Source organism: Moritella sp. 28, from assembly GCF_018219435.1.
In the GTDB taxonomy this organism is placed as follows: domain Bacteria; phylum Pseudomonadota; class Gammaproteobacteria; order Enterobacterales; family Moritellaceae; genus Moritella.
Genome location: NZ_CP056121.1, coordinates 1107978 through 1127375, shown reverse-complemented (window position 1 = coordinate 1127375; position 19398 = coordinate 1107978). Strand labels below are relative to the sequence as shown.

At 39.8% G+C, this 19398-nt stretch carries 18 protein-coding genes and 3 tRNA genes; 8 read left to right on the top strand and 13 right to left on the bottom strand.

Annotated elements, in window-relative coordinates; genetic code table 11:
* Positions 1–36: 36 nt before the first annotated feature.
* Together uvrC and uvrY are read right to left on the bottom strand one after the other, a co-directional pair.
* Positions 37–1914 (bottom strand): excinuclease ABC subunit UvrC, encoded by a 1878-nt coding sequence (gene uvrC / locus HWV02_RS05140; RefSeq protein ID WP_211678802.1) that lies wholly within the window; start codon positions 1912–1914, stop codon positions 37–39.
* A 35-nt stretch (positions 1915–1949) separates the two neighbouring features.
* Positions 1950–2594: a UvrY/SirA/GacA family response regulator transcription factor gene (gene uvrY / locus HWV02_RS05135; protein WP_067040185.1), complete on the bottom strand. Its 645-nt coding sequence runs from the start codon at positions 2592–2594 to the stop codon at positions 1950–1952.
* Between the two features lie 374 nt (positions 2595–2968).
* On the opposite strand from uvrY, the gene HWV02_RS05130 reads away from it, so the two are divergent.
* Positions 2969–3130, top strand: coding sequence for an oxidoreductase-like domain-containing protein (locus HWV02_RS05130; RefSeq protein WP_211689861.1), 162 nt, complete (start codon positions 2969–2971; stop codon positions 3128–3130).
* Between the two features lie 75 nt (positions 3131–3205).
* Here the strand turns inward: HWV02_RS05130 and HWV02_RS05125 are convergent.
* The 3 genes from HWV02_RS05125 to HWV02_RS05115 all read right to left on the bottom strand — a co-directional run bounded on the left by HWV02_RS05125 (position 3206) and on the right by HWV02_RS05115 (position 4082).
* A tRNA-Ser gene (locus HWV02_RS05125) sits at positions 3206–3296 on the bottom strand.
* A 293-nt stretch (positions 3297–3589) separates the two neighbouring features.
* Positions 3590–3680 (bottom strand) — tRNA-Ser (locus HWV02_RS05120).
* Positions 3681–3991: 311 nt separating this feature from the next.
* Positions 3992–4082 (bottom strand) — tRNA-Ser (locus HWV02_RS05115).
* Positions 4083–4274: 192 nt separating this feature from the next.
* Here HWV02_RS05115 and HWV02_RS05110 point away from each other — a divergent pair.
* Complete coding sequence (locus HWV02_RS05110) at positions 4275–4937, top strand: Bax inhibitor-1 family protein (RefSeq protein ID WP_211678800.1); 663 nt, start codon at positions 4275–4277, stop codon at positions 4935–4937.
* A 181-nt stretch (positions 4938–5118) separates the two neighbouring features.
* The gene (locus tag HWV02_RS05105; RefSeq protein ID WP_211680015.1) at positions 5119–5448 is read left to right on the top strand and encodes a TusE/DsrC/DsvC family sulfur relay protein; all 330 of its coding nucleotides are present in this window, start codon (positions 5119–5121) and stop codon (positions 5446–5448) included.
* Positions 5449–5603: 155 nt separating this feature from the next.
* On the opposite strand, the gene serS is transcribed toward HWV02_RS05105, so the two are convergent.
* The 6 genes from serS to lrp all read right to left on the bottom strand — a co-directional run bounded on the left by serS (position 5604) and on the right by lrp (position 12798).
* Positions 5604–6890 (bottom strand): serine--tRNA ligase, encoded by a 1287-nt coding sequence (gene serS, locus HWV02_RS05100; RefSeq protein ID WP_211689860.1) that lies wholly within the window; start codon positions 6888–6890, stop codon positions 5604–5606.
* Between the two features lie 145 nt (positions 6891–7035).
* Positions 7036–7419: a fluoride efflux transporter CrcB gene (gene crcB, locus HWV02_RS05095; RefSeq protein WP_211674390.1), complete on the bottom strand. Its 384-nt coding sequence runs from the start codon at positions 7417–7419 to the stop codon at positions 7036–7038.
* 59 nt (positions 7420–7478) lie between these two features.
* On the bottom strand, positions 7479–8816 hold the full coding sequence (locus HWV02_RS05090; protein WP_211689859.1) for a replication-associated recombination protein A: 1338 nt from the start codon (positions 8814–8816) through the stop codon (positions 7479–7481).
* A complete protein-coding gene (gene lolA, locus HWV02_RS05085) occupies positions 8816–9436 on the bottom strand; it encodes an outer membrane lipoprotein chaperone LolA (protein WP_211689858.1) in 621 nt (206 codons plus the stop codon). Before lolA ends, HWV02_RS05090 begins: the two co-directional genes overlap by 1 nt.
* Positions 9437–9439: 3 nt before the next feature.
* Positions 9440–12076 (bottom strand): DNA translocase FtsK, encoded by a 2637-nt coding sequence (locus tag HWV02_RS05080; protein WP_211689857.1) that lies wholly within the window; start codon positions 12074–12076, stop codon positions 9440–9442.
* A 227-nt stretch (positions 12077–12303) separates the two neighbouring features.
* Positions 12304–12798, bottom strand: a complete 495-nt coding sequence (gene lrp / locus HWV02_RS05075) for a leucine-responsive transcriptional regulator Lrp (protein ID WP_019440948.1) — start codon at positions 12796–12798, stop codon at positions 12304–12306.
* Positions 12799–13245: 447 nt separating this feature from the next.
* On the opposite strand from lrp, the gene trxB reads away from it, so the two are divergent.
* The 4 genes from trxB (at position 13246) to infA (ending at position 16057) form a co-directional block, all read left to right on the top strand.
* Positions 13246–14202 carry a thioredoxin-disulfide reductase gene (trxB, locus tag HWV02_RS05070; RefSeq protein ID WP_067040162.1) on the top strand — a complete coding sequence of 319 codons (957 nt, stop codon included), beginning with the start codon at positions 13246–13248 and terminating at the stop codon, positions 14200–14202.
* Between the two features lie 74 nt (positions 14203–14276).
* On the top strand, positions 14277–15005 hold the full coding sequence (gene aat, locus HWV02_RS05065; protein ID WP_211689856.1) for a leucyl/phenylalanyl-tRNA--protein transferase: 729 nt from the start codon (positions 14277–14279) through the stop codon (positions 15003–15005).
* A gap of 12 nt (positions 15006–15017) precedes the next feature.
* A complete protein-coding gene (locus tag HWV02_RS05060) occupies positions 15018–15701 on the top strand; it encodes an arginyltransferase (protein ID WP_211689855.1) in 684 nt (227 codons plus the stop codon).
* 137 nt (positions 15702–15838) lie between these two features.
* Entirely contained in the window at positions 15839–16057 is a 219-nt protein-coding gene (gene infA, locus HWV02_RS05055) for a translation initiation factor IF-1 (protein WP_006032603.1), read from the top strand.
* A gap of 171 nt (positions 16058–16228) precedes the next feature.
* Here the strand turns inward: infA and HWV02_RS05050 are convergent, their stop codons facing one another.
* Together HWV02_RS05050 and HWV02_RS05045 are read right to left on the bottom strand one after the other, a co-directional pair.
* Positions 16229–16519, bottom strand: a complete 291-nt coding sequence (locus tag HWV02_RS05050; protein ID WP_211678793.1) for a YeaC family protein — start codon at positions 16517–16519, stop codon at positions 16229–16231.
* A gap of 213 nt (positions 16520–16732) precedes the next feature.
* Positions 16733–18160: a glyceraldehyde-3-phosphate dehydrogenase gene (locus HWV02_RS05045; protein WP_211678792.1), complete on the bottom strand. Its 1428-nt coding sequence runs from the start codon at positions 18158–18160 to the stop codon at positions 16733–16735.
* Positions 18161–18523: 363 nt separating this feature from the next.
* Here HWV02_RS05045 and HWV02_RS05040 point away from each other — a divergent pair, with 363 nt between their 5' ends.
* Positions 18524–19396: a DUF2989 domain-containing protein gene (locus HWV02_RS05040; RefSeq protein WP_211674379.1), complete on the top strand. Its 873-nt coding sequence runs from the start codon at positions 18524–18526 to the stop codon at positions 19394–19396.
* Positions 19397–19398 lie beyond the last annotated feature (2 nt).

The following is a 19398-nucleotide window of genomic DNA, read 5'->3' as shown; positions in this document are numbered from 1 at the left end:
TTGAAATTGAAACATCCCTATAGTCCTATATCTTGCTTATTGATGCAATGAATCATAAATTTTTTCTGCTAAATCAATACTTATACCTGGTACTTTTGCTATTTCCTCCCTACTCGCACTACGTAACTGCTGTAACCCCCCCATAAATTTAAGTAATACTTGGCGGCGCTTCGGTCCAACACCAGCAATATTTTCTAAAGAGCTGGTACGTTTAACTTTATTACGACGAGCGCGATGGCCAGTAATCGCAAAACGATGAGATTCATCACGAATATGTTGAACAAGATGCAAAGCTGCTGAATCACTGGGTAAGTAGAACTCTATATCAGGTACATTGTCCAACGCACCCGACAAGATTAGCGTCTCTAAACCTGCTTTACGCGTCACACCTTTAGCAATACCAATGATTTCGGGCCGTTTAACAGTAAAATTATCAGCGTATTGAGTTAGCACTTGCTCCGCCTGTGTCATTTGCCCTTTACCACCATCGATAAATAGAATATCAGGTATTTTGTCGATTTCTGTAACCTTCTTAAAGCGGCGATCCAATACTTGGGCCATCGCGGCATAATCATCCCCGCCCGTGATCCCAGTGATATTAAAGTGTCGATAATCTGCTTTATTGGGTCCATCTCGATTAAATACAACGCATGAAGCAACCGTCTGTTCGCCGCCAGTATGACTAATGTCAAAACATTCCATACGTTGGATTTTGCCATCAAAGTTTAATACTTTTTCTAATTCTTTAAAACGATTAAGTACCGTGCTTTTCGTTGCTAGCTTCGTTGTTAATGCCGTTTCAGCGTTAGTAAGCGCCAACCTTAAAAACTTAGACTTGTCCCCTCGTTTAGGGCTAGTTAGCTTTATTTTACGACCCGCAAGTTGACTTAAACTTGATTCAATCAAGTCATTATCTTCCGCAAATTCCGTTAACAATATTTCCTTAGGAATCGCCTGTTCAGTCTCTTTATTCAAGTAGTACTGTAATAAAAACGCCTGAATCACTTCACTCATTTCTGTATTTGCAGGCACTTTAGGGAAATAACTACGACTGCCAAACACCTTACCCGAGCGTACGAATAACAAATGTACACAGGCGATACCATTTTTAAAGGCAAATCCGATAACGTCCATCTCACCTAAATCAGATGTCACATACTGCTGCTCTTGAATCGTTCTTAATGCTTGTATTTGATCGCGATAGCGTGCAGCCTCTTCAAATGCTAACTCTTGGCTGGCTTTCTCCATCTTAATTACTAATTCATTAATTACGTCAGTATTTTTACCCTTCAAAAATAGCGCAGCAAGTTCAACCTGTTGTTGATATTCCTCAGGATTATCCATTTTGACACAAGGGCCTAAACACCGCTTAAGTTGGAACTGTAAGCACGGACGTGAACGATTTTGATAATAGCTATCTTCACACTGACGCACAGGAAATAGCTTTTGCATTAAATGCAAACTTTCTCGTACAGCGCTGCCACTTGGATAGGGACCAAAATATTGCCCTTTACGCTTATTTTTATTACGAATAGACGTTAATTGCGGATGCTTATGATCGGTTATCAAAATGTAAGGGTAAGACTTATCATCACGTAATGAAACATTATAACGTGGCTGATAGCGTTTAATATACGTATGCTCAAGCACTAACGCTTCGGTTTCAGAATGCGTCACTGTTACATCAATACTCGTAATATGGGTGACTAATACACGCGTTTTTTCACGATCGACGGTTTTTCGAAAGTAACTGCTTAGGCGTTTATGTAGATCTTTCGCTTTACCGACATAAATAACCACATCTTTATGGTCATACATACGGTAAACACCGGGTTGGTGTGAAACTGTTTTCAAGAAATCTTGATAATTGAATTGTTCTTTTGAAGGCATAAAATAAAAGACGCCCGAAGGCATCTTTCTCAATTGAAATTAAGTAAGGTCATGCTTAATTATAGTGTATCTGCATCTAAGATACCGTGTCTTATCGCAAGGTGAGTCAGTTCTACGTCACCATTAATATTAAGCTTACTGAATAGGCGATAGCGATAAGCATTAACCGTCTTAGAGTTAAGGTGTAATTGTTCGGCAATATCGACCACTCTCTGCCCTTTCGTGATCATCATCATGATTTGTAATTCACGCTCTGACAGACTTTGGAAAGGGTTCTCATCTGCAGACGAAAATTGACTTAATGCCATCTGTTGTGCAATTTCAGGCGCAATATAACGCTGCCCACTATGTACTTTACGGATTGCACTTAACACTTCGTCAGGTGCTGCACTTTTAGTTAAATAGCCTGCACCGCCTGCTTGCATTACTTTGCTTGGAAATGGTTCTTCCGTGTGTATCGTTAATACGATAATTTTAATATCAGCATTGTTCCGTAAAATTTTGCGAGTCGCTTCTAATCCGCCAATACCTGGCATGTTCATATCCATCAAGATCACATCTGGCTGATTTTCTCGACAAAACTGAACGGCATCCTCTCCGCATGAAACTTCACCCACGACTTTAATACCACGTACATCTTCAAGAATTCGGCGAATCCCAGTACGGACTAATTCGTGATCATCGACAAGGAATACATTAATCAAAAGAATATCTCCGCATACACATAATTTCTAAAGAACATAATACATTAGATGGCCAAAAATAGGTTGTTATTTTTACGCTTAAGTTAACCATAGAAGCTAATATATTTATGCCAAATAATAATATGCCATTATATATCAATAATTTAATAACTATATTACTTTAAAGCTAAAATGCGGTTCAGTTAGCAAAATAAATATAGTTACTAAAAAAATGTGAAATATCAAGCTATGTATAAGGCCTTTATATAGATATATAAAGGCCTTATACATATTTATTATTGATAATACAGCTTATTAATTAACCACCACTGATTTGATCAATGCCATTCAAAATATGTTACATTTTGCCTAACGCTAGCGAAAAGGATAAATCAATGGAAACACCGCAACCTGAGTTAATAGAAAAACCCTACCCACCCGCAGATGATGATTGTTGTGGTGGCGGCGCTTGCTGCCCTTGTGTTTGGGATTATTACTACGAACAACGAAAACGATGGAATGCACAACGTGCCGCATTACTTGAAGAAGCTGAATAAATTAGAGAGATTAAATAATACCAGATAGCAAAAAGCCGGTACTTAAATGAATAAGTACCGGCTTCTCTATATAGATGGCGGAGGAGGAGAGATTTGAACTCTCGAGGAGCTATTAACCCCTGCTGGTTTTCAAGACCAGTGCATTCGGCCACTCTGCCACCCCTCCGCAGCAATGGAGCGTATAATAGAGATACAGCGTCCAGTTGTAAAGTAAAAAGACCAAACCTTCAAACTTCGCACAAAATAAAACCAACTCGATCAACTTTCTAGCGACAGAATAACGCAAGTGTTTAAAAAACGTCAGATTCGATATATTTATCAACAAAATAACGGTGAGAATAAACTACGCTGAAGAATAATAGCTAAATGACAACGAAGCAGTGGCGTGATGAAAGAAAAATAAGGCTTAAGATGCAAAAAAGGCGCTACCTTTTCAGGTAGCGCCTTTCTCTATATAGATGGCGGAGGAGGAGAGATTTGAACTCTCGAGGAGCTATTAACCCCTGCTGGTTTTCAAGACCAGTGCATTCGGCCACTCTGCCACCCCTCCGCAGCAATGAGCGTATAATAGAGATATGATTGAGTATTGTAAATATCTATAAGCTAAAAAAACACGCTCAACGATCTAACCGTTTACTTTTCACTCGCTTCGCGCTGTAATCCAACAAAGAGGGTGTGTGGATTGATATGAGTAAATATAAGCAAATGTTATGTTAGCGAAACGGAGCAATATACGAGTAAAACAAGAAATTCGGCTAAACGAAGCTCGTGAGGATATTAACGGTCAAAATGAGATGGATGAGGGATGCTAAAATGCAAAAAAGGCGCTATCTTTTCAGATAGCGCCTTTCTCTATATAGATGGCGGAGGAGGAGAGATTTGAACTCTCGAGGAGCTATTAACCCCTGCTGGTTTTCAAGACCAGTGCATTCGGCCACTCTGCCACCCCTCCGCAGCAATGGAGCGTATAATACAGCGTTTGACCTAAAAATAAAGTGTTTTTAAAATTTAATCACATTTTTAAGCAGAAAGGCTTGTTTTTAGCTTATTTGGCTATAAATTAACTATATTGTCATATTATGTCGGAACTTTAGGGTATACTGACAATCTAAATAGCTGTGTTAATAATTAAGGAAAAGACACCATGCAACAACGTACGATTCAGACTCAGTCGCAGGCAAGCGTACTCGCGACGAATAAGGTGCTTAAAAACACCTATATGCTATTAGCGATGACACTAGCGTTTTCAGCGTTAGTTGCTAGCGCAGTGGTTACATTAAACTTACCTTCTCCAGGTATCATCATTACCCTAATTGGTGTGTACGGATTGATGTACCTAACAGAGAAAAACCGTAACAATTCAATGGGTATTTTATTTGTATTTTTATTCACAGGTTTCTTAGGTTATACCGTTGGCCCATTAATTAACATGTACTTAGGCGCGGGTATGGGTGATGTTGTCGTATTAGCACTTGCTGGTACTGCATTTACTTTCTTTGCTCTGTCTGCATATGTGCTAACAACCAAAAAGGATATGTCTTTTCTTAGTGGCATGATGATGGCAGGTTTTGTCGTACTTATCGTGGCTATGATTGGTAACATATTTTTACAAATTCCAGCACTTAGTTTAGCAATCAGTGCTATGTTTATTCTGTTTTCATCTGGCGCTATCTTGATGCAAACAAGTTCTATCATTCACGGTGGTGAAACAAGCTATATCTCAGCGACTGTCACTATCTTTGTGTCACTATATAATATCTTTGTTAGCTTATTACAAATCTTAGGTATTATGAGTAGCGACGACTAATCTCGTTGTTAGTGTTAATAAAGTAGATCTAACGCCTTATTAGTTAAGTCCCGTTAATTCAAACTCTACTCATAGAGAATTGATTTAAGTTATACTATACATAAGAAGTTATATTTATAAATAGTGAAAAGCCTCGTTTGACGAGGCTTTTTTGTTTTCCCTCTAAGATTAGTTTATGCCTATGTTAATTATCAATGAACAAGAAATCGCAACCGACAAACTGGGTTATTTACTTAACTCTAACGATTGGAGTGAAGCACTTGCGCCAATTATTGCAGAGCAAGAAGGTATCAGCCTTAGCCCAGCTCATTGGGAAGTTGTTCATTTCGTGCGTAATTTTTACCTTGAATACAATACCTCACCTGCTATCCGCGCATTAGTAAAAGCAATGGCGAAGAAACTGGGGGCAGATAAAGGTAACAGCATCTATTTATATAAGCTGTTTCCTAAAGGCCCTGCGAAACAAGCAACCAAAATAGCGGGATTGCCTAAACCAGCGAAATGCCTTTAATCGACGCTCAAATTAGCGTTCCTGTTAACACGAGTCCCATTATATTGAATAATTAATGAAGGAATTTTGTTAAACCAGAAACCAAAAAGCCCCGCTGAGTTGTTCGCATAACTCAGCGGGGCTTTTATTTAATCGACTCTTTATTAGCGGTCAGATTAACCCATGTGCGTTAGACCGCCCATGTAGCCTTGTAATGCTTCAGGTACTTCAACACGGCCATCAGCAAGCTGGTAATTCTCTAGAATCGCGACTAACGTACGACCTACCGCTAAACCCGAACCGTTTAGTGTGTGTAGTAGCACAGGCTTCTTATTGTCTTTAAGACGTGTACGTGCTTGTAAACGGCGTGCTTGGAAATCTTCACAGTTAGATACTGAAGAAATTTCACGGTACGTTTTCTGTGCAGGAACCCATACTTCTAGGTCATATGTTTTCGTTGCGCCAAAGCCCATATCACCCGTACACAATGTCACTACACGGTATGGCAAGTTAAGCTTGATTAAGATGTTTTCAGCGTGCTGACGCATCTCTTCAAGTGCTTCGTATGATTTTTCAGGGTGTGCTAATTGCACCATCTCAACTTTATCAAACTGATGCTGACGAATTAAACCACGAGTATCACGACCATAAGAACCCGCTTCACTACGGAAACAAGGTGTATGAGCAGTCAAACGTACAGGTAGATCAGCTTCGTCAGTAATAGTATCACGTGCAGTATTCGTCACAGGCACTTCAGCAGTTGGGATCAGGCTTAGACCTTGACCTTCTTCTGTTGCAGGTTTTGTGTGGAATAGGTCTTCACCGAATTTAGGTAATTGACCAGTGCCGTATAGCGAATCAGCGTTAACAAGGTAAGGTACATATAATTCTGTATAACCGTGTTCTTCTGTGTGTGTATCAAGCATAAATTGCGCGATAGCACGGTGCATACGTGCAATTTGGCCACGCATAACAATGAAACGTGAACCGGTAATTTTAACTGCGTTTTTAAAATCAAGACCGTTAAGCGCTTCGCCTACATCAACATGATCTTTAATTTCAAAATCAAATTCTTTTGGTTGACCCCAACGCTTTAACTCCACATTGTCATCTTCATCTTTACCTAGTGGCGCAGATGGATGTGGCAGGTTTGGTAGCGATAGTGCAATATCTTCAATTTTAGTGAGTAACTCAGCGAGTTCAGCTTTAGCCGCATCAAGTTCTTCGCCTAATTTTCCCACTTCAGCTAATAGTGGTTGAATATCTTCACCACTTGCTTTTGCTTTACCAATGGATTTAGAACGTACGTTACGATCATTCTGTAATTGCTCTGTACGGATCTGTAATGCTTTACGCTGTTCTTCTAATGATTTGATTGTATCAACGTCTAGTTCAAAACCACGGCTCGCTAAACGCTGTTTAGCTTCTTCTAAGTCTGCTCGAAGAAATTTAGGATCTAACATTCTTTACCTACTCTGCTTGTTTTATTTCGACCTGAGTGCGATTTCCTTGCACTGGGCCCAAAATATCTGTTGGTATTATTAACACGTATTATTTTAACGTGTATTTACTCTTTCATCACGGTATTTATACTTAAAATACGGGTCTTTATGCTCGAAATACTAAGCGCATACCTAAATATGCAACAAAAATACACACGAATACGTTTAAAGATACATTTAGCCCTGCTTTTAACCACTCACCTTGCTGTAATAACAACAAAGAATCCATCGAAAATGTCGAAAATGTCGTCAACGCACCTAAGAAACCTAAACCTATAAGTTGGCGCCAAGGTGTTTCTGCAATGATGTTGTCATCAAGTAGGGCGAACAATACGCCCATCAATAACGAACCTAAAATATTAACAATTAGTGTACCGAAAGGAAAACCCTTGCCCAGTACCGCCGTTGCAGTCTGGGCAATAACAGTCCGTAATACCGCACCTGTTGCACCGCCAAGTGCAACAAAACCGTATAATGCTAAATTATTCATTGATAGTGCCCTGCTTTATTCATTGATAGTTCTGTGTTCATTAATTAATAGTACCGTGTTTATTTATAACGTTGTCTTGGACTATTGATATCGAGCTGATGCAAGTAATCAAGTTTTTGCTTAATTTGCTTTTCAACGCCGCGATCAACAGGATGGTATAACTTAGTACCTTGCAATGCTTCTGGCATATAACATTCACCCGGTGCATACGCGCCTACTTCATCATGAGCATAACGATAGTCATCACCATAACCAAGATCGGACATTAGCTTAGTTGGCGCATTACGTAAATGCAGGGGTACATCAAAGTCAGGTTGTTCTTGTACTAACATTTTCGCTTGTGAGAATGCAGTATAAACCGAGTTACTTTTGGCCGCGGATGCGAGATACACGATCGCTTGGGCAATCGCTCTTTCACCTTCATAAGCGCCAACACGGCTAAAACAATCCCATGCCGATACAGCAACTTGCATCGCCCTTGGATCCGCATTACCGATATCTTCTGACGCAATAGCAAGCAGACGTCGTGCTATATGCAATGGATCACAACCACCTGCCAGCATACGTGCAAACCAATATAAAGCGGCATCGGGAGATGAACCACGAATTGACTTATGCAGGGCAGACATCAAATCGTAATAAAGCTCACCTTTGCTATCAAAGCTATTCACTTTTCGACCGACAACAGACATCAGCCTTTCAAGGGTAATAAATTTTCCTTGCCCTTCGTCTTCAGCCATATCATTTAATAGCTCGAGATAATTAAGGCTCTTTCTGGCATCGCCATCAGCTAACTCACAGAGCTTTTCTTTCACACCTAACGCAAAGTTAAATTTAACATTAACAAGACCTCGCGTATCAGTCAGAGCTTGATCAACAACTTGTTGGATCTCGTCAACGGTTAATTTTTTCAGTACATACACACGCGCACGTGATAATAACGCGTTGTTTAATTCAAATGACGGGTTTTCGGTCGTTGCACCGATAAAGATAATCGTGCCATCTTCGATATGTGGTAAAAATGCATCTTGCTGGCTTTTATTAAAGCGATGTACTTCATCCACAAATAAAATGGTGCGATAGCCTTGGATGGCATTATCTTTGGCTTTTTCTATCGCTAAACGAATATCTTTAATACCCGATGTAACGGCATGTACCCGCTCTACTCTAGCATCACAGTAATGGGCAATCATCTCTGCGATCGTGGTTTTACCTGTACCAGGTGGCCCCCATAAAATCATTGAGTGAGCATGACCAGCCAGTAATGCACGATGTAAAGGTTTACCCTCACCAAGAATGTGAGTTTGACCAATATATTGCGACATTTTCTCTGGTCGCATTCTTGCTGCGAGTGGTTGAAAATCAGGACTAAAATCAAGTGACATCGTATTATTCATTAGCGTTGATCATCTATATCTGTATCTTCCGGGATAATAAAGTTAAACAACGCAGGATCCATCTTATTCATTGTCTTATGATTTGTTAACGCAAACTGGCTATGTTGACCTTGTTGCTCTTGCACCGAGAATTGTGACATTTCACCTTGCTTAAATTGTAAAGTAAATACAGCCGCAGTAGGATCATTAGGCGTGATAACAGTATAAACACCCGCCTTTTTAGTGACGCGATAATTTCCCCATGCAGCTTGCTCTGAGCCTGCAATTAACATAAAGGGTGTATTTGCAATCGCATCTTTAAGTGAGTAAATACTAACTTGTTCAACAAACGGATTGTAAAACCACAAACTTTCACCGTTCGAGACAATCAATTGCTCATCAGGTGACACAGTTTCCCAACGAAACTGATTCGGGCGCTGTAATTGCATAGAGCCTTGCGCTGTCGATAAGTTATCCCCCTCAGCAGACGTAACGGTTTGTGTAAAGTCAGCACTGAATGGTTTTAACTGAGCAAGTTGACCTTGTAGCTCTTCTTTAACACTTTGTGCGTGCGTTAGCATTGATGCAGTCATGAGTACTGCAGTTGCTACGATTTTTTTTAGTGATATTTTCTGTTTCATAAATTAATCCTTCGGAGGCGGTGGCGCCAATACTTCTCGATTACCGTTATGTCCAGGTGAACTCACAATGCCCTGCACTTCCATCTCTTCGACGATACGTGCGGCACGGTTATAACCGATTTTAAACTTACGTTGTACGCCCGATACTGAACCTCGGCGTGTTTCTGTTACATGGTATACCGCTTGATCAAATAACTCATCAACATCGGATGAACCTTCTGCGACTTCACCCGGTAGTAAAGTATCAGCCGTTGCTTCACCATTTAAAATTTCGTCAATATAATTCGGTTCACCACGTAATTTCCAATCTGCTACAACACGATGAACTTCATGATCGTCAACAAATGCACCATGAACACGAATTGGCACACTGGTACCAGCTGGCTGATACAACATATCACCCATACCTAATAGTGTCTCAGCACCAGCTTGATCAAGAATGGTACGAGAATCAATTTTACTTGATACTTGAAACGCAATACGCGTTGGAATATTCGCTTTAATTAACCCCGTGATCACATCAACAGAAGGACGCTGGGTCGCTAAGATTAAATGGATACCGGCAGCACGGGCTTTTTGGGCGATACGCGCGATTAACTCTTCAACTTTTTTACCGACAATCATCATCATATCGGCAAACTCATCCACGATAACCACAATCGCAGGCAGTTTAATCAAGGCAGGTGCGGTCTCGTCCATACTATCGCCCGGCTTCCATAATGGGTCGAGTATTGGCTGACCAGCATCAATCGCTTGTTGTATTTTACTATTAAAGCCTGCGAGGTTACGAACGCCTACCGCTGATAATAATTTATAACGACGTTCCATCTCACCCACACACCAGCGCAACGAATTAGCCGCATCTTTCATATCGGTAACAACTTCAGTTAATAGATGTGGGATACCTTCATACACCGAAAGTTCCAACATTTTAGGATCAATCATGATCATGCGGACTTCTTCTGGCGAGGCCTTATAAAGTAAACTCATAATCATCACGTTCACACCAACCGATTTACCCGAGCCCGTAGTACCCGCAACCAATAGATGTGGCATCTTAGCCAGATCAACCACCACAGAATCACCTGCAATATCATGACCCAATACCATTGAAGTTTTTGATTTAGCTTCCGTAAATGATGGACTCGACATCACATCAGAAAGAAACACGGTTTCTCTATACTTGTTCGGCAGTTCAAGACCAATAACCGATTTTCCTGGGATAACTTCGACAATACGAACACTCATTGCAGATAATGAGCGGGCTAAATCTTTCGATAATGCCGAGATCTTACTGACTTTAATACCTGGTGCTAAATTCAGTTCAAAACGCGTAATAACGGGTCCAGGGTGTACATCGACAACTTGTGCTTTAATATTAAATTCGAGTAATTTTTCTTCGACTAAGCGCGCAACATGGTCTAGTTCAGCTTGAGATATCGGATTAATTTTCTTATCAGGCTTATCTAATAACTCTAAACCCGGTAGTAAGGTTAACGGCTTTTCTTTAAATTGCAGCGGGTTCGTTGATACAACTTGGTCACCGACAATTTCAAAACCATTATCAGAGCCATTATTATTAATTTGGAATACTGGCGCTAAAGCAGGCTCATCCAGTTGCAGGTCAGTGCTTTTCTCTACGGCAATAGATTCTTCAGCGCTCTGGTTATTAAAGCTTTGCGTATGTAAGTTGTTAGATTCGATAACACCATTATTGTCAGTTTTAATATCATTATCAGCAGGATAATCGTCCTGCATATGCTCAAACTCAGCAACATCGAATGCTGAGTTTGACGGTTCTTGGCATGGTGTAAGCTCATCAACGGCTGTGAATGATATATTAACTGCATCATTATATTCATCGGTCAGTGGTTTATCCGCTTGTTCAGGTATCACTTTTTCGCTTTCAACCTGAGCATTTACAGAGGGAGTACGTGTTTTCGGTACAGAAGCTTGATATTCATCCTCAGATACCAACGCGTCTTCATTTACTTCCGTTTTCGCCGGTCGATTACTGAACTCTTTCACTTTATCGACAACAAATTGGCAGGCATTAATCACGCTCGCACCAAGCATATCAACAATTGTTAACCAGGATATCCCTGTTAACAGCGTAAAACCAATCGCAACAAAGCTCAGTAAAATAAGTGTTGAACCCAATATACCAAATAACTCACTGATCGCTTGTTCAACAACATCTCCAATTAAACCACCTGATGAAAAGTAATAAAGATCATCAAAATTAACAGATGCCAGTCCACAAACACCGATTAACAGCAATAATGCGCCAATCATGCGTAAACCAACAGTAAAAAAGTCTATTTCATCAAGTTGTCTCGGACGCCAAAAGATAAACCAAGCCAATGAGACAAATGCGAGTGGTATTGCATAAGCATAAAGACCAAAAGTGAAGAATAAAACATCGCCCATCCACGCACCGAGTGAGCCAGCGGCATTCTTTACAGGCCCTTCCCAGCTAGTTTGGGACCACGAGGGGTCTGCAGGATCAAAAGTCACTAATGCGACCATTGCATAGCAAGCGATAAAGGTAGAAAAAATGAATCCAACTTCAAAAACGCGCTGGATACCTGATAATGGGGCAAGATATTTAGATGGAATAGCTAAATTAAATTTGTTCATCTTGATTTATGACTCTTGAAGGCGACGGTTTTACGTTATCTACTATACCTAAGTTACTGCAAGATGCACAATCAGCAAACCGAATAAAGGTAACTTGGTATATGAGCTATCAACTTTAAATAAATGCTAGAAACAAAACAAGCGGCAATATGCCGCTTGTTGATTATTTATCATTTTATTTGCGTTAATCTAGGATTACGCTAAAAGATTATGTGCTATAAGTTAAATTAACGCGTTTTAATAACTAAACGGTTACTTTGTTTTACTTCTTCCATAACAACATAAGTACGAGTGTCATTAACACCCGGTAAACGTAATAGCGTTTCACCAAGTAAACGACGGTAAGCTGACATATCAGATACACGTGTTTTTAATAAATAATCGAAGTCGCCAGATACTAAATGACACTCTTGAATTTCTTCAAGCTCTTGAACCGCTTTATTGAATTGCTCAAATACATCAGCAGCACCACGGTTTAAAGTGATTTCAACAAAAACAAGCAATGAAGCATCAAGAAATTGTGGATTTAGAATTGCGGTATAACCTGTAATATAACCTTGGCGTTCTAAGCGACGCACACGCTCTAAACATGGTGTTGGACTTAATCCTACACGTTTCGACAACTCTACATTGGAAATTCGGCCGTCTTTTTGTAATTCATTAAGAATATTACGGTCGATTCGATCTAGTTCCTTCATTGGTCGAGTTTTTACTTCCATCATCATTTCCACCCTTTTACATCCCAGTAAAACTTTGTTTTTCAAATAATCCATTCATTTGAATACGCAATAGTTAGAATTAACTTAAAGTACTAGCTAAATCCTAACCAAGATTATAATAGCCTACAATAATTCAATTTACGAGGCTTATGTTATGCGTTCTCGTCTCTAGAGACACATAATATTTACAAAGACACCGCTTACATAACAATAGGCTAACATCGATGTTTTATTTCTAAGCCACCAAAATAGACGTTTCGGTGGCTTAATTAGACATTAACAGAACATTAATTCCATTGAAAGGGGGGATATGCAAAATATATAGCTGAATCGCGGTTTTCACTATTTTTGCATTATTATGCATTTTAAAATTATATTTTTACTCTACTATTTACCCCGCGCCACAAAGTTTTTACAATTGACCTCAATTATTGGTATTAAGGAATCGTAATGAGTAATACAAAACACTGCCGTCTACTTATATTAGGCTCAGGTCCAGCAGGATATACCGCAGCGGTTTATGCTGCTCGTGCAAATCTAAACCCTGTAGTAATCACCGGTATGCAGCAAGGTGGTCAACTAACCACTACGACTGAAGTTGAAAACTGGCCGGGTGATGCTGAAGGGCTAACGGGTCCTGCATTGATGGAGCGTATGAAAGCACACGCTGAGCGTTTTGAAGCTGAGATCATTTTTGATCATATCAACGATGTTGATTTATCAGTTCGCCCATTTAAATTAAAAGGCAATGATGTTGAGTACACATGCGATGCGCTCATCATTTGTACTGGCGCATCAGCGAAATACCTTGGTTTACCTTCAGAAGAAGCATTTAAAGGCCGTGGCGTATCAGCTTGTGCGACCTGTGATGGTTTCTTCTACCGCAATCAAAAAGTGGCAGTTGTTGGTGGTGGTAACACCGCCGTTGAAGAAGCGCTTTATCTATCAAATATCGCTTCTGAAGTGCATTTAATTCACCGTCGTGAAGAATTCCGCAGTGAAAAAATCTTAACCAAGCGCTTACAAGAAAAAGTAGCCAACGGTAATATTACATTGCACCTGAACAAAACACTTGATGAAGTATTAGGTGATGAGATGGGTGTAACCGGTGTCCGTATGCGTGATACACGTACTGACGAAACCAACGACCTTGATGTAATGGGTGCCTTTATCGCTATCGGTCATCAGCCAAACACGGATTTATTCACTGATCAATTAACCATGAAAGATGGCTACTTGAAAGTAAATTCAGGTACAGAAGGCTTCGCGACACAAACAACTATCCCTGGTGTGTTTGCTGCTGGTGATGTTTCTGACCACATTTACCGTCAAGCAATTACGTCAGCTGGAACAGGCTGCATGGCAGCATTAGATGCCGAACGTTTTCTTGATGGATTAGGCGATTAATCCGTTTATTCTGCTAAGGTGATACCCAAGGTATCACCTTTTTCAAACCTCCTCCTTTTTCAAGATCCCCCTATATGCCAATCTATTTACCTGAACTTACTCACGACTTAACTTATTTTCCACCAGTCAACACCGCGTTAAGCGAACCCGATGGTTTACTTGCTATGGGTGGCGATCTCAGCCCTGAGCGGCTTATAAATGCGTATCAACAAGGTATCTTTCCTTGGTTTGAAGAAGATCAGCCTATTCTTTGGTGGTCACCGAGTCAACGCATGGTATTAACCCCAGGTGCAATGCATATATCACGTAGCTTACGTAAATCTTATCGTCGCCAAAACTTTAGCCTGTCTATCAACCATGCATTTGCAGAGGTGATTGAATCTTGCGCAGAGCCTCGTGGCTATTCAGGTGAGACTTGGATAACAGATTCGATGCAAAACGCATATTTACAACTGCATGAAATGGGCTTTGCACACTCTATTGAAGTCTGGCAAGAGGAGCAATTAGTTGGCGGTTTATATGGCTTATATATTGGCGATATTTTCTGTGGGGAGTCGATGTTTCATACTATTACCGATGCCTCTAAGATCGCCTTTATCGGTCTACAGCAACACCTAGCAGATATGGGCTGTAAGCTGATCGACTGCCAATTACATAATGAACACTTGGCCTCATTAGGGGCAACAGAAATTAGTCGTGACACATTTATCAAGCAACTCAATAACCGAGACGTTACCGCGAACCAGCATCTATGGCAGCCTCAAGCGCTTGTATTAGACTTAATAGATAAGGCCAGCACATAGGAACACTATAATATGATTAAAGTAGCCTTAACGCCGCCAATGCCTTGCAGTTACCTTAGCGAGCAGCAAGAACAAATTCTTGTTGTCCAAGATGACCAATTACACAGCCAAGCAGGTTATGAAGTCTTATTACTCAATGGCTTTCGTCGCAGTGGTAATGACGTATATCGACCACACTGTCAAACATGTCAGGCTTGCCAATCAATACGTATTGATAGCCAATTATTTAAGGTAAGTAAAAGCCAAAAACGCTTACTCAAAAAAAATAAGCACATTGAAATACGGGTTAGCCATCAACCACGACCGGATTATTATCCATTGTACGAACGTTACATTAATACCTTACACAGTGATGGCGCCATGTTTCCCGCCAGCCAATCTCAATATGATGGTTTTATAACCAGTGCTTGGTTAACCCCCACCTTTCTCGAGTTTTATCTTAATGACACCCTTATCGCGGTAGCCGTCACCGATGTGATGGCTAATAGTATGAGCGCCATGTATTGCTTTTATGACCCCAATTTTCTACACAATTCCTTAGGTACCTATGCTATTTTACAGCAGCTTTTATTAGCAAAGGCGACAGGTAAGCAATGGCTATATTTAGGCTATCAAATTGATCAGTGCGGCAAGATGAATTACAAGGTTAACTTTAACCCACATGAGCGCTTGGTGGCAGGAAAGTGGCAGGACTAATCCAGCCTAAGAGTCAATAATAAAGCGTTTTAAAAATAAAACGTAAATATCTTACCTATAATATATACAGGCCAGCGTAAATCTGGCATCATCTTGCGGTCAAATATAGCTATTATAATTAAATTTTAAGAGGACTCATGGCAAAAGAAGACAGCATTGAACTACAAGGTACAGTTCTAGATACACTTCCTAACACAATGTTTCGTGTTGAATTAGAAAACGGCCACGTTGTTACTGCGCATATCTCAGGTAAAATGCGTAAAAACTACATCCGAATTCTTACTGGTGATAAAGTTACTGTTGCACTAACACCTTACGATTTATCTAAAGGTCGTATCGTCTTCCGTGCCCGTTAATCACGAGCCTCTAAAAAAACCAGCGTAAGGCTGGTTTTTTTAGGTCTACGATTTACTGTATTTCCCACAACTGCATCTATCTAATAAGGTCTTAATACCCTTCAATTTCAGACTGCCTACGACTCAATTTCGATCGTCTACAGTTGACCCCTTAATTACCCTATTTATCGATTATTCAACATCAACGCGTAAGATCTCTTCTTCCTGCGCTGCTTTTTTATCTCTGAATTGTTGCTTTAATACAGCTTTCTTAAGCATAGCAATTTCACCATCAGTACCAATTGTAAAATGCTCAGGTTCAGTATTGAAACGTGACTGATACAGCATCACAGCTTGCAGAGAGCTATCTTTTTGTGCCGATGTCAATACTACACCGTTTTCCCACTTACCGAGCTCTACCGCCGTTCTAAGCTTTTCATATACTTCCGGTGTCATGCTTTCAAGTAACTTATCAACTGACATATTTACGTCCTTTGTTAATGCTCAGGGGCGTGCCCTGCTAAATAATAAAATATACAACAACCCTACTATAAATACGCACCGATTTAAACTATAACAGCGTTGGGGATAACTCGATTCACATAATCGAACAGAGTTTGCTATAAACAAAAAAGGAAGCCAATTGGCTTCCTTCATACAACTATCTTATATAGATAACTCTAATACACTGTTTGCTTATGCAAATTCGTGCATATCGATACCAGCCATTTTTTGCATTACGCGTAAAACCTGGCAGCTATAACCAAACTCATTATCATACCAAACGTATAATACTGCGCGGTTACCTTCGGCAATAGTAGCTAATGAATCAACGATACCAGAGAAACGGCTACCAACCATATCTGTTGATACTAATTCTTTAGACGTACTGAAATCAATTTGATTGTGTAATGGCGAACTTAAAGACATTTCTTGTAAGTAGCTGTTCAAAGATTCTCTTTCAACTTCTTTATCAAGGTTTAAGTTAATGATTGCCATTGATACATTCGGCGTTGGTACACGAATAGCGTTACCAGTCAGCTTACCTTTTAACTCAGGTAGTGCTTTTGCTACTGCAGATGCAGCTCCCGTTGACGTTAATACCATGTTCATTGCAGCGCCACGGCCACGACGGTCGCCTTTGTGGAAGTTATCAATCAAGTTTTGATCATTAGTATATGAATGCACCGTTTCAACGTGACCATTAGCAATACCGTATGCATCTTGAATCGTTTTCAGTACTGGTGTGATTGCATTCGTTGTACAACTTGCCGCTGATACAATGTTATCTTCAGGTAAGATATCAGTATGGTTAACACCATAAACGATATTTTTAATCTCACCTTTACCAGGAGCTGTTAGCAGGACTTTTTCTGTACCCGGCGCTTTTAAGTGCAGACCTAAACCATCTGTATCACGCCAGATACCCGTATTATCTACTACAAGTGCATTCTTAATACCGTGCGCAGCGTAATCGATTTGATCAGGACCATTTGAATAAAGGATCTTGATGTAAGTACCGTTAGCAATGATTGCATTGTTTTCTTCATCAATATCAATCGTACCATTGAAGGGACCATGTACTGAATCACGACGTAATAAAGAAGCACGCTTCTCAATATCGCCAGGACCACCACGTACAACTATTGCACGTAAACGTAATAGATTGCTCTCACCTGTTTTATCAACAAGTAAACGCGCAAGTAAACGACCAATACGGCCAAAACCATATAGAACAACATCACGAGGTTCAGGCTGAGTATCGTTATTTAATGCAGGTGCTAATTCAGCACGTAAGAATGCGTCGATACCAGTAGAATCTTCATTATCAGCCCAATAGCGAACAGCCAAACGACCGATATCAATTTGAGAATTGCTAATTGGTAATTCACTGATCATTTGCAGTAATGGGAAAGTTTCAGTGAAGCGTAATATACGTCCTTCATGACGTTTAACCACACGGTGTGCTTTTTGGAGATCAATTGCTGTGGCATTTTGTAATGGACGACCGTAAATTAATACTTCAACGCCTTTATTACGATACAGCTTTCCTAACAACGGTAGCATAGATTCTGCGAGTTCTTGGCTCTCTTGCCAGTTCAACAAATGACTTTCAGATGGCATCTTTTTTCCCTTTTAATCACAACTACATGTAAGAAACATTAAAACAACAGCCAGTTAACCAACGGCTGGTTTTTAATCAATTAGATAAGGTAATCATACAAAAATAACCACTAATTTACCAATTAATCATGTGAATTAGGTCTTTTTTTACTTTCTTACTTTCATTCAAAACACAAAAATTTAACAATGAAATAGTAACGGCTTTACTTTTTCCGCTTGCTCACTTTATGACCGAGGTGATAACTCAGTAATTCAGCACAAACATCGATAGCTTTAATCCCTTCAGCAATTTAAAAACGGAGTTAGACACAATTACTCAATCTGTGGTAGTGTTCCAAAATCACTCGTTTTAATCTTATTTTTATGTATCGTTTATTCTCTATTGGTCGTTTAATTCCAGTTATTGCTATTGCTAGTTTATTGGCAGCCTGTGGCGAGCCGAGCGATGTAGTGACTATATGCGAAAATGATAATGCACTCTGTCAAGATCTAAATTCAGACCAATGGTGTCAAAGAGAAAGAGATAGTCTTATCACTGCCCGTTTTCACCTAAAGCAGAGTGAGACAGAACAAACACAGTATTCATTATTAACATCCCTCAATACTTATCAAGAGTGTATAAAAATTGCGGCACTAATCGAGCCAAGAACGCACCCAGAATTAAAAACCCTACGTGTTTCGGCGATGTTAAGTACTTATGATGAATTACTGGCATTAGAAAAAAAGACACTTAAGAGTAATAACCCGTATATCCTCAATTACCACTGGGTCACTCATAATAATGAAGCGGCAAAACGACGCTTTATCGCTTTATCTAAAAAACAAAGCTTTGATGATCCAGTATTGTATTTCGCCATTGCTAATATTTATGACAACAATACCGACAAAGCAACTGTTAATTTATTGAAAGGTATCCGTCTACTCGGCGATGATCACGAGATGACAACAAAGCTTATATATGGGTTAATCACCGCTTATATGCATCAAAGAAATTATGACCTCGCATATTTATGGTCACATGTGGCTATTATTTTAGAGGTTGAAAATATAAATCTAACGCTATTCACACATAACAAAATATCGCAAATTAAAAAGACACGTTTAGAAGTATTGGCAACAAGGATTGCAGAACAAATAGAAGATCAAGAGTTTACTGACGAGAGCTATCAATACATACTCTCATCAGTCAGTTTAATACCGCGATTAAAACCCGTTACGTACAGTAATAAAGGTTAACC

Bases quoted from the DNA above. Each gene is read 5' to 3' on its own strand.
- uvrC (WP_211678802.1), bottom strand. From the start codon at position 1,914: ATGCCTTCGGGCGTCTTTTATTTTATGCCTTCAAAAGAACAATTCAAT.
- HWV02_RS05130 (WP_211689861.1), top strand. From the start codon at position 2,969: ATGGAAACACCGCAACCTGAGTTAATAGAAAAACCCTACCCACCCGCA.
- HWV02_RS05110 (WP_211678800.1), top strand. From the start codon at position 4,275: ATGCAACAACGTACGATTCAGACTCAGTCGCAGGCAAGCGTACTCGCG.
- HWV02_RS05105 (WP_211680015.1), top strand. From the start codon at position 5,119: ATGTTAATTATCAATGAACAAGAAATCGCAACCGACAAACTGGGTTAT.
- serS (WP_211689860.1), bottom strand. From the start codon at position 6,890: ATGTTAGATCCTAAATTTCTTCGAGCAGACTTAGAAGAAGCTAAACAG.
- crcB (WP_211674390.1), bottom strand. From the start codon at position 7,419: ATGAATAATTTAGCATTATACGGTTTTGTTGCACTTGGCGGTGCAACA.
- HWV02_RS05090 (WP_211689859.1), bottom strand. From the start codon at position 8,816: ATGAATAATACGATGTCACTTGATTTTAGTCCTGATTTTCAACCACTC.
- lolA (WP_211689858.1), bottom strand. From the start codon at position 9,436: ATGAAACAGAAAATATCACTAAAAAAAATCGTAGCAACTGCAGTACTC.
- HWV02_RS05080 (WP_211689857.1), bottom strand. From the start codon at position 12,076: ATGAACAAATTTAATTTAGCTATTCCATCTAAATATCTTGCCCCATTA.
- lrp (WP_019440948.1), bottom strand. From the start codon at position 12,798: ATGATGGAAGTAAAAACTCGACCAATGAAGGAACTAGATCGAATCGAC.
- trxB (WP_067040162.1), top strand. From the start codon at position 13,246: ATGAGTAATACAAAACACTGCCGTCTACTTATATTAGGCTCAGGTCCA.
- aat (WP_211689856.1), top strand. From the start codon at position 14,277: ATGCCAATCTATTTACCTGAACTTACTCACGACTTAACTTATTTTCCA.
- HWV02_RS05060 (WP_211689855.1), top strand. From the start codon at position 15,018: ATGATTAAAGTAGCCTTAACGCCGCCAATGCCTTGCAGTTACCTTAGC.
- infA (WP_006032603.1), top strand. From the start codon at position 15,839: ATGGCAAAAGAAGACAGCATTGAACTACAAGGTACAGTTCTAGATACA.
- HWV02_RS05050 (WP_211678793.1), bottom strand. From the start codon at position 16,519: ATGTCAGTTGATAAGTTACTTGAAAGCATGACACCGGAAGTATATGAA.
- HWV02_RS05045 (WP_211678792.1), bottom strand. From the start codon at position 18,160: ATGCCATCTGAAAGTCATTTGTTGAACTGGCAAGAGAGCCAAGAACTC.
- HWV02_RS05040 (WP_211674379.1), top strand. From the start codon at position 18,524: ATGTATCGTTTATTCTCTATTGGTCGTTTAATTCCAGTTATTGCTATT.